At 50.3% G+C, this 8,534-nt stretch carries 7 protein-coding genes and 1 pseudogene; 7 read left to right on the top strand and 1 reads right to left on the bottom strand.

Annotated elements, in window-relative coordinates; genetic code table 11:
• Nucleotides 1–410: 410 nt before the first annotated feature.
• Nucleotides 411–1,523, top strand: a complete 1,113-nt coding sequence (locus tag L691_RS0105550) for a glycoside hydrolase family 32 protein (protein WP_232229108.1) — start codon at nucleotides 411–413, stop codon at nucleotides 1,521–1,523.
• A 31-nt stretch (nucleotides 1,524–1,554) separates the two neighbouring features.
• Nucleotides 1,555–2,403, top strand: coding sequence for a transglutaminase family protein (locus L691_RS0105555; protein WP_025689277.1), 849 nt, complete (start codon nucleotides 1,555–1,557; stop codon nucleotides 2,401–2,403).
• Between the two features lie 172 nt (nucleotides 2,404–2,575).
• Here L691_RS0105555 and L691_RS0105560 read toward each other — a convergent pair whose 3' ends face one another.
• Nucleotides 2,576–3,076, bottom strand: coding sequence for a GNAT family N-acetyltransferase (locus tag L691_RS0105560; RefSeq protein ID WP_232229107.1), 501 nt, complete (start codon nucleotides 3,074–3,076; stop codon nucleotides 2,576–2,578).
• A gap of 202 nt (nucleotides 3,077–3,278) precedes the next feature.
• Between L691_RS0105560 and L691_RS0105565 the strand changes: the two genes are divergently transcribed.
• The 5 genes and pseudogenes from L691_RS0105565 to ilvD form a co-directional block, all read left to right on the top strand.
• The gene (locus L691_RS0105565) at nucleotides 3,279–4,337 is read left to right on the top strand and encodes a LacI family DNA-binding transcriptional regulator (RefSeq protein ID WP_025689280.1); all 1,059 of its coding nucleotides are present in this window, start codon (nucleotides 3,279–3,281) and stop codon (nucleotides 4,335–4,337) included.
• Nucleotides 4,338–4,602: 265 nt separating this feature from the next.
• Nucleotides 4,603–5,367: a hypothetical protein gene (locus L691_RS0105570; RefSeq protein ID WP_025689282.1), complete on the top strand. Its 765-nt coding sequence runs from the start codon at nucleotides 4,603–4,605 to the stop codon at nucleotides 5,365–5,367.
• Between the two features lie 117 nt (nucleotides 5,368–5,484).
• Nucleotides 5,485–6,438, top strand: coding sequence for a sugar kinase (locus tag L691_RS0105575; RefSeq protein WP_025689283.1), 954 nt, complete (start codon nucleotides 5,485–5,487; stop codon nucleotides 6,436–6,438).
• 14 nt (nucleotides 6,439–6,452) lie between these two features.
• A pseudogene (locus tag L691_RS0105580) lies at nucleotides 6,453–7,142 on the top strand (MFS transporter); the annotation flags it as partial.
• Nucleotides 7,143–7,424: 282 nt separating this feature from the next.
• On the top strand, nucleotides 7,425–8,534 hold a 1,110-nt coding region (gene ilvD / locus L691_RS0105585), incomplete at its 3' end, for a dihydroxy-acid dehydratase (protein ID WP_025689287.1).

The raw sequence follows: 8,534 nt of genomic DNA on the forward strand, positions 1-8,534 counted from the left end.
GATGGTGCCGCGTTAGCGGCATGGATGTCTAATACTATATTTTCTCAGTCTACAACTTTATTTTCTTTAGACATTTAGAACAATCCATTTTTGAGGCTGTCCTAGAAGCAGGTTTCTAAAATTTTTAGGGACTCCTCACGTAAAAAAACAGCAAACCGGCCGGTTTGTCATTTTGTCTACCGCATGTTTCTTCAATAAATTATGGGCGAGCTAAGGCCGCCCGTGCCCCCATGCCCACCCGGATCCCCCGATTTCCTTTCACCTTGGTACATGCCTTCTTTAACAGATAGCCCTCACAGCTTTCACTCCTGCATAGCCACAGCTTCACTTCATATCCACCTTCTGTTTTACTCCGGTTTTCCTGCATAAAAACCCATTTCCCGCCCTAGTAATGTTCTTACTTGGCAGTATTGACTATTTCTCTACTAAGCAGACATCAGGCATCCACTATAGCGACGAAGCAACATTATAATATCGTCCAACATAACCCAACAGGAAGTGCTGATTTTAGAGATCCTAAAATCATTTGGCATGAACCAACCAAAAAGTGGGTCATGCTGCTAGCAGAAAGAGATAAAGTGGGATTGTATACATCTTCAAACTTAAAAGACTGGGAGTATGCTTCTTCTTTTGTAAAACAGGATATTGGAATTGTTGAATGTCCTGATCTTTTTCAATTGAATGTAGATGATAATAGCAACAATAAAAAGTGGGTTTTGATGGTAGGGGGGAATGGGTTTAATTATGGTGTAACCACAGGTTCCAGTTACTTTGTAGGCGACTTTGATGGAAGAGAGTTTCATGCTGAAACTCCTGTCAAGTGGCTGGAACAGGGCGCAGACTCCTATACAGGGGTTACTTGGGATGCTCCGTATACAAATGGGAACTTCAGGTTCTTTATTTCGTGGATGAATAATTGGAATTATGCACGTAAGCTCCCGTGGGATACGTTTAATGGAAATACAAGCATTGTAAGAGAAATGCGGTTAAAAACAACAACGGACGGATTAAAGCTGGTACAAAAACCAATATGGAACCTTATGGACAATTTTTTCACAATATTGGATATAAAAGAGGTAGATATATACACTGGCCAAGAGAATATTTTTAAAGATTTTCACGGACTTTCTTATACTATTGAGGCCCAAATAGATGTCGGAGATTTAACGGAAGGAAAGTTTGGGTTTTCTGTTAGAGATGGGGATGGGCAGCATGCAGACCTGACCTATGATAAATCAATAAATGAATTTGTGTTTAATAGGGAAAATTCAAGGATAAAGGTTGATGTTGAGGAGTTCAACAGACCGCAAAGAGTGACTGTATACCCGAAAGAGGGGAAGATTAAGCTGGAAATATTAGTGGACCGGAATGCCGTTGAAATATTTATCAATGACGGGGAATACGTGCTGAGTAATTTAATATTAAATGATTTGTCTTCAGATGGATTGAGATTATGGACAGATGGACAAGTACATTTAGAATACCTAAAACTAAGGAATTCTAATAAATTTACGATCAGCTAAACAGAATGCCTCAAAGGAGACGTCAGGTCCGATGAACTACGAAATTGTGCATACGAATACGTTCACCTATGAAACGCAAGTCGATCAAAGCCTGAATACGATCCGGCTTAAACCGTTGACGGATGAAGTACAGCGGCTGCTGATGTACCGGGCGGAGATTACGCCGGCCTCCCTGACCCAAGAATATACCGATTTGTGGGGGAATCAGGTGGAGACCTTTTTTATACCCGAGAAGCATAATCTGCTGGAAGTGAAGACCACGTCGGTCGTGAGCATTCAGCGAGGTTCCTTTATTCATGAAATCCAGTATTCGAAGCGGATGCAGGATATTTTTCATTCTCAGCAATTCCGGCAGCATTATCTGTCCTATCTGAACGAGACCGACTATACCTTGCTGCACCCGGAGCAGTTGTCGGAAGTGAAGCGCGGGCTGGGCGAGATGGACAATCCCGTGCAGTACCCTTTACGGGTCATGAATTATGTATACGAAACGTTCACCTATTGCGGAGAGGTGACAAGCGTGGACACGCTGGCCCGGCAGGCTTTTGAGCTGAAAAAAGGGGTGTGTCAGGATCTGGCCCATATTATGATCGGCATTCTGCGCGCGTGCCGCATCCCGGCACGGTATGTAAGCGGGTATTTATACGTCGGCGAAGATTCCGCCCTTAAGGGCGATGCAGCCACTCATGCCTGGGTCGAGGTGATGGTGCCGGGCATCGGCTGGGTCGGCCTTGACCCGACCAATAATGTGGAGGCGCTGGACAATCACATCCGTGTTGGAACGGGGCGCGATTATGCCGATGTCAGCCCGCTGCAGGGCGTGTACCGCGGGGGCAGCAGCACGCTTGAAGTCGGCGTGTCCGTGACGCTGCTGGAGTAACGCGGGGACTAGAGGCCGGAGCAGCCGAAAGGGCGGAGAGCGGAATTCAGCATAACGGCATACTCCAGCGGACAAAGTCATGTCGAGCGGGAGCTTGGCTTTGGCACCGGCCACCCGCTATGCTGCGCGGCAGCGTACGGAGGATCGGCTTAGGCGCGGGCTGCTGACCGCGTTAACGTCCCGCCTCGTATTCCGTCCGCAGAATCGACAGGATGTGAAGCGAATCGAACCTGTCGCCGGCCTTTACGCATTCCCGCAAGGTGCCTTCCGGAGTGAAGCCGGCGCCCTCGTAAATATGGCGCGCTTTGGCGTTATGCGTCTTGACGTCCAGCCATAGGCGGTGTGCGGAGGTGCTGCGGAACAGCCATTCCTTGAGCAGCCGGAGCGTTTCTTTGCCGTAGCCGCTTCCTTTTTTCACCACGACTATACGTTTGATGCATATCGACAGATTGGGGTCGGTAAGACCCGTTACGATCACATATCCCGCTTGCTCCCCCGCCGCATCTTCGATGATGATGTGCAAAATATCGGGGTCCCGCAGTGCATTCCGGTGTTCTTGCTCGTTCCATTGGCCTACATAAAGGCTGTTGTGCTGATCCCGCTCGGCCTCAATCACGAATGCCAAGTCGCCCTCTTCCGTCTTTCGTAGACGTATCATGCCCGAATCGATCAAATTCCGACCTCTCCTTCCAAAAATTTTCATAATTATATAACAAACAAGAAGCTTTGTCCCCCTAACATCTGTTAGAATACGGGAGTGCGCTGTTTTCTGTAAATATTCATATGTTTTCAAAAGGGTACTTGCGGCTTTGGCCCGGGGTAGCTGACGTGATATAATTAAGAATCACAAAACTTCTTAAGAATGAGGAAAATACATGGATTCCATAAATCAACCTTCCAGGCCTCCTCAAAAGGCGACGATCGCCGATGTGGCCAAGGCCGCCGGGGTCTCCAAAACGACCATTTCCCGCTACTTGAGCGGAGACTATAAATCGATTTCCGATGCCACCCTGCAAAGAATTAAACAAAGCGTGAAAGAGCTCCGCTACCGCCCGAGCCGGTTGGCCCGGGGCCTGCGCCAGGACCGCAGCTATTCCATCGGCATGATTTTCGCCGACATCTCCAACCCCTTCTCCACCTCCGTTCTTAAGGGGGCCGAGGACGTATGCACGAAACAGGGGTACAGCATGATTGTATGCAATACGGATAACGATCCCGAGAAGGAAAAAAATTATATCGCGATGCTGCATGCCCAGCGCGTTGACGGGCTGATCATCCACCCGACCGGACAGAACCTGGAGAATCTGCGGGAACTCGCGGAGGACCAAACCCCGATTGTATTGATCGACCGCAGCATCCCGGGACTTGAAGTCGATACGGTCGGAACCGATAATGACAAGGCCATGACCGAAGCGACAGGCTATTTTCTTGACCAGGGATTCGAGCGGATCGGATTCTTCTCGCAGACGATAGAGCATGTCAGCTCCCGGATTGAGCGGGCCCGGACCTTTGTCCAGGTTCTGGCTGCGGCCGGCCATCCAAGCGTCGGCGATATTTACGAGTATGAACCCCGGATCCAGGGGCAGTTCGACGAACAGCTGGACCGGTTCATCGCCGAGACGCAGGGTCAATACCGCATGATTTTTGCGGTTAACGTAGTAATCCAGCTGAAATTGATCAACGCTCTGCAGAAGCGGGGGCTCCGCATCCCCGAAGATGTCGGCTTTGCCGGTGTTGACGATTCGGAGTGGGCGCCCGTGGTCGGTTCCGGACTCACAACCATTGCGCAGCCGACTTATGAGATCGGCAATAAGGCGATGGAGCTCATTCTGGAGCGTATTGCCGGCGATAATGGGCAGCCGCGTCATTATGCCCTGTCTGCGAATTTGATCACAAGAGGCTCAACTCCATCACGAAATGCTAAGATCCTGTGAACTGTATTGACTGGGGAGCCTCCCCTCATGTATCTTAATGCCAGTGGAACCGATACCGATAACCGATTCCATTCCTAATCGATTAGCGTAGGTTGTGAAAAGTGTCACTTAGAGTCGCTTTTAAATAAAGCGGCTCATCTTTAGAAGTTCGATGGAACCGATACCGTTTATCGGTACCATTGACAGGCGATGCGTGGCGGCAGTTAACCACACGCCGAATTCTAGGGATTTGAAGGGCTATTTTTTGACAAAAGGAGAATTTGGGATGACTCAGGTATTTACAACAACGGCTTCCCTGGGGCCTCTGGCCGCAGACGGTGGACAGGAATTATGTATCCCGGTAGCCATAGCCGCAGGATGTGCCGGTATTGAAATCCGCAGAGAGCTGTTCCGGGAGGAAACGCCTCGCCTGGACGATCTGAAAGACTTGATCAGGAAGGGTCAGCTTGTAAGCGTTTATTCGGCACCCATTGAGCTGTGGAAGGCGGATGGTTCGCTGAATGTGGAGAAGCTGGGTGTTGTTATACCGGAGGCGCTGTCAATCGGAGCAGTATGGCTCAAGACTTCGCTTGGGCATTACAAATCCGGAGTATCGGATCTCGAAGGGCTGAAGAAGTACTGGAAGAGCCTTGTATCCGATTCGGACGCTTTGGCATTGACGGTTGAGAATGACCAAACACTTCATGGCGGTAATGTAATGAAGCTCCGTAAATTTTTTGAAGATTGCCAAGAAGCGGGGCTTTTTATCCAGATGACCTTTGATATCGGCAACTGGGATTTTACCGAAGAAGAAGCCATGAAAGCGGCGGCGGAACTAAACAAATATGTCGGCTATATTCATTTAAAACATGTAGAGAAAATCGATGGGAAGCTGGTAACTCTGGGACTTCCGGAAGAAAAAGATAGCCTCTGGTGTAACATTCTGGATCTGCTCCCGCGTGATGTGCCGCGCACAATTGAGTTTCCGGTTGAAGGTGAAGATGTTGAAGAGGTTCTGCGGCAGTATGTATCCATGATATCGGAAGCATGAGTTTACGCTTTCGAGGCCAGTATTGCGAAGTGCCACTGGAAGCTTATGCTTTCGAAGTGAGTTTTGCGAAGTGGACACTGTAAGCAGATGCTGTCAAAACTTTTAGGAGGAATGGTTATGAAAGCATGCGATGTTGTAACATTCGGAGAAGCCATGGCTATGTTCATCGCTGATCGTCCTGGCGAGCTGCATCAAATCGAACAGTTCACAAAGGCTCTTGCCGGAGCGGAAACCAATGTCTCCACAGGTCTGGCACGGCTCGGCTTTGGCATGCGGTGGATTAGTAAGGTCGGAAACGACGCATTTGGAAAATTCATTATCGATACTCTTCGCAAAGAGAACGTTGATGTGGATGCCGTATTTACGGATGAGCGTTATCCGACAGGATTTCAAATGAAATCCAAGGTCTTGGACGGCGACCCGCAGGTTCAATATTTCCGTAAAGGCTCCGCCGCCAGCACAATCTGCCCGGCAGATGTCGATATGAAGTACTTTACCACTGCAAAGCATCTCCATCTGACAGGAATTCCTGCGGCAATCTCGGAATCCGCCCGCGAGCTGTCTTTTGAAGCGATGAAGGCAATGAGAGCGGCCGGACGGAGTATTTCTTTCGATGTGAATCTGCGGCCGAAGCTGTGGAGCAGCGAAGCGGAAATGATCGAGAACGTCAATGCACTGGCGGTTCAGGCGGATTGGGTGCTTCCAGGCGTAGGAGAAGGCAAGCTGCTCACCGGTTATCCCGATCACAGGGACATTGCGGCCTACTATCTTGACCGCGGAGTGAAGCTTGTTGCTGTGAAGCTCGGACCGGAAGGCGCATACTACCGAACACCGACTGAAGAAGGCGTTGTCGAAGGCTTCAAAGTAAAGGCGGTCGATACGGTTGGGGCCGGTGACGGGTTTGCGGTCGGCGTAATCAGCGGTCTGCTTGACGGTCTGGCAGTTAAAGAAGCGGTACGCCGCGGTAATGCGATTGGAGCTCTTGCCGTAACGGCAGAAGGTGACGCGGAAGGGTTGCCTACCCGTGAGCAGCTGGAAGCCTTTATGAATGCATCTGTTATAACTCAATAAGGAGAGAAACGATTATGGAAAACAAAAAGCTGGCGCCCAGCCGGTGGCTGAAGCTGATTCCTATTATATTTTTTACTTATAGCTTGGCCTACCTGGACCGCGCAAACTACAGTTTCGGTTCGGCATCCGGTATGGCGAATGATCTTCATATTACTCCGTCCGCCTCCTCGCTGCTGGGCGCGCTGTTCTTCCTGGGATACTTCTTCTTTCAGATTCCCGGCGCGACTTACGCCGCCAAGAGAAGTGCGAAGAAGCTCGTATTTATCTGTCTGATCTTGTGGGGATCATGCGCTGCTGCGACCGGTCTTGTAAACGATATCCGGGTTCTCTATGTCATCCGGTTCACACTTGGGGTTGTAGAAAGCGCTGTAATGCCGGCGATGCTGGTCTTCCTCAGCAACTGGTTCACCAAAAGCGAACGTTCCCGTGCGAATACGTTCCTGATCCTTGGAAATCCGGTTACGGTTCTTTGGATGTCTATTGTCTCCGGATATCTGGTACATGGCCTTGGATGGCGGCATATGTTTGTCGTTGAAGGTTTGCCTTCCATAATTTGGGCATTCTTCTGGTGGAGGCTGGTTAAGGACAAACCTAGCGAAGCCAAGTGGTTGTCCGACAACGAAAAGAAAGATCTTGAACAAGCGCTTCTTGAAGAACAAAAAGGTATGAAAGAAGTCAAGAACTACCGTGAAGCGTTCAAAAACCCTGAACGGCTCTACCGGTTCGCCTGACGCTTCCTTTATCTTCATGGCGCTGGCGCTCGTTGTATCCGTCGTAATGACCATTGTGGTAAAAACTCCGAAGGGTACCCTCCCTGACGAGAAAATGGCAGCGTAAATTTCATCATGGAAGATACGGCTCGCCTGTCAATTTTGGCACAGCGTCGTCTCTTCCGTTTATGTATTATTAATAATGTAGGATTGACATATTCGTTCAGAAAAAATCAAGTAGACAAAATCAAGCAGTAAAATTTGGAGGGAATTAGTATGAGTAACCGAATTTCTACCATCTCGCCGTTTACCAGAGCAATTCTGAAGGCCCATCTGTGTTCCTGCGGAGTAGACTACTCCAAAATGGATAAGCCTGTCATCGCCGTAGCCAACTCCTGGAACGAAATCGTGCCGGGACATGTGCATTTGCGCCAATTGGCTGACCGTGTAAAGGCAGGGATCGAGGCTGCCGGCGGTCTGGCGCTCGAATTCAACACCATCGCTGTCTGCGACGGAATTGCGCAAGGGCATGAAGGCATGAAGTATTCGCTGCCGAGCCGCGAAATCGTGGCCGACAGCGTGGAAACGATGGTTAAGGCGCATGGTATTTTTGACGGCATGGTCGTCCTTAGCTCCTGCGACAAAATCGTTCCGGGCATGCTGATGGCAGCCGCTCGCCTGAACCTGCCGGGTCTGGTTGTACTTGGCGGAGTTATGCCGAACCACATCAAGCCGAAGGAATCCAAAGCGGCAAGACGGGCATTCCTCGACGGAAAGCTGGATGAAAAAGGTCTGGTTGAAGTGACCAACCAATACTACCCGGGTCCTGGAGCGTGCCCATTCCTCGGAACGGCGAACACGATGCAGGGATTGTCCGAGGCGCTCGGCATGGCTATGCCGAATACGTCCTGGATGCAGGCATTGTCGGACGAGCAGTTGGACGCTGCTGAAGCTGCTGGACGTCAAGCTGTTGAATTGGTGAAGAAAGGCATTACGCCGAGCCAAATCATGACCCGCGAAGCGTTCGAGAATGCCATTTCCGTACTGCTGGCCATGGGGGGCTCGCTGAACGCATGCCTGCATCTGCCGGCGATTGCGCATGAACTCGGCATCGAACTGCCGATGACCCTGTTCGACGACATCAGCCGCCGCGTACCGTTCCTGGCGGGTGTAACGCCGAATAACCAAGAATATACCACGAACGACCTGCAGCGTGCCGGCGGAATGAAAGCTTTAATGAAGGAACTCGGCGGATTGCTGCACACGGGAGCTCTGACCGTGACAGGCGATTCCGTGGAGAACAACATTGCGGATGCGTCTGTACTCGACCGCGATGTCATCCGCACGCTGGAAGAGCCGCTCGACAAGGAAGGCGGCGTAGCCGTA

This window comes from Paenibacillus zanthoxyli JH29 (genome assembly GCF_000520715.1).
GTDB lineage: Bacteria > Bacillota > Bacilli > Paenibacillales > Paenibacillaceae > Paenibacillus_AQ > Paenibacillus_AQ zanthoxyli.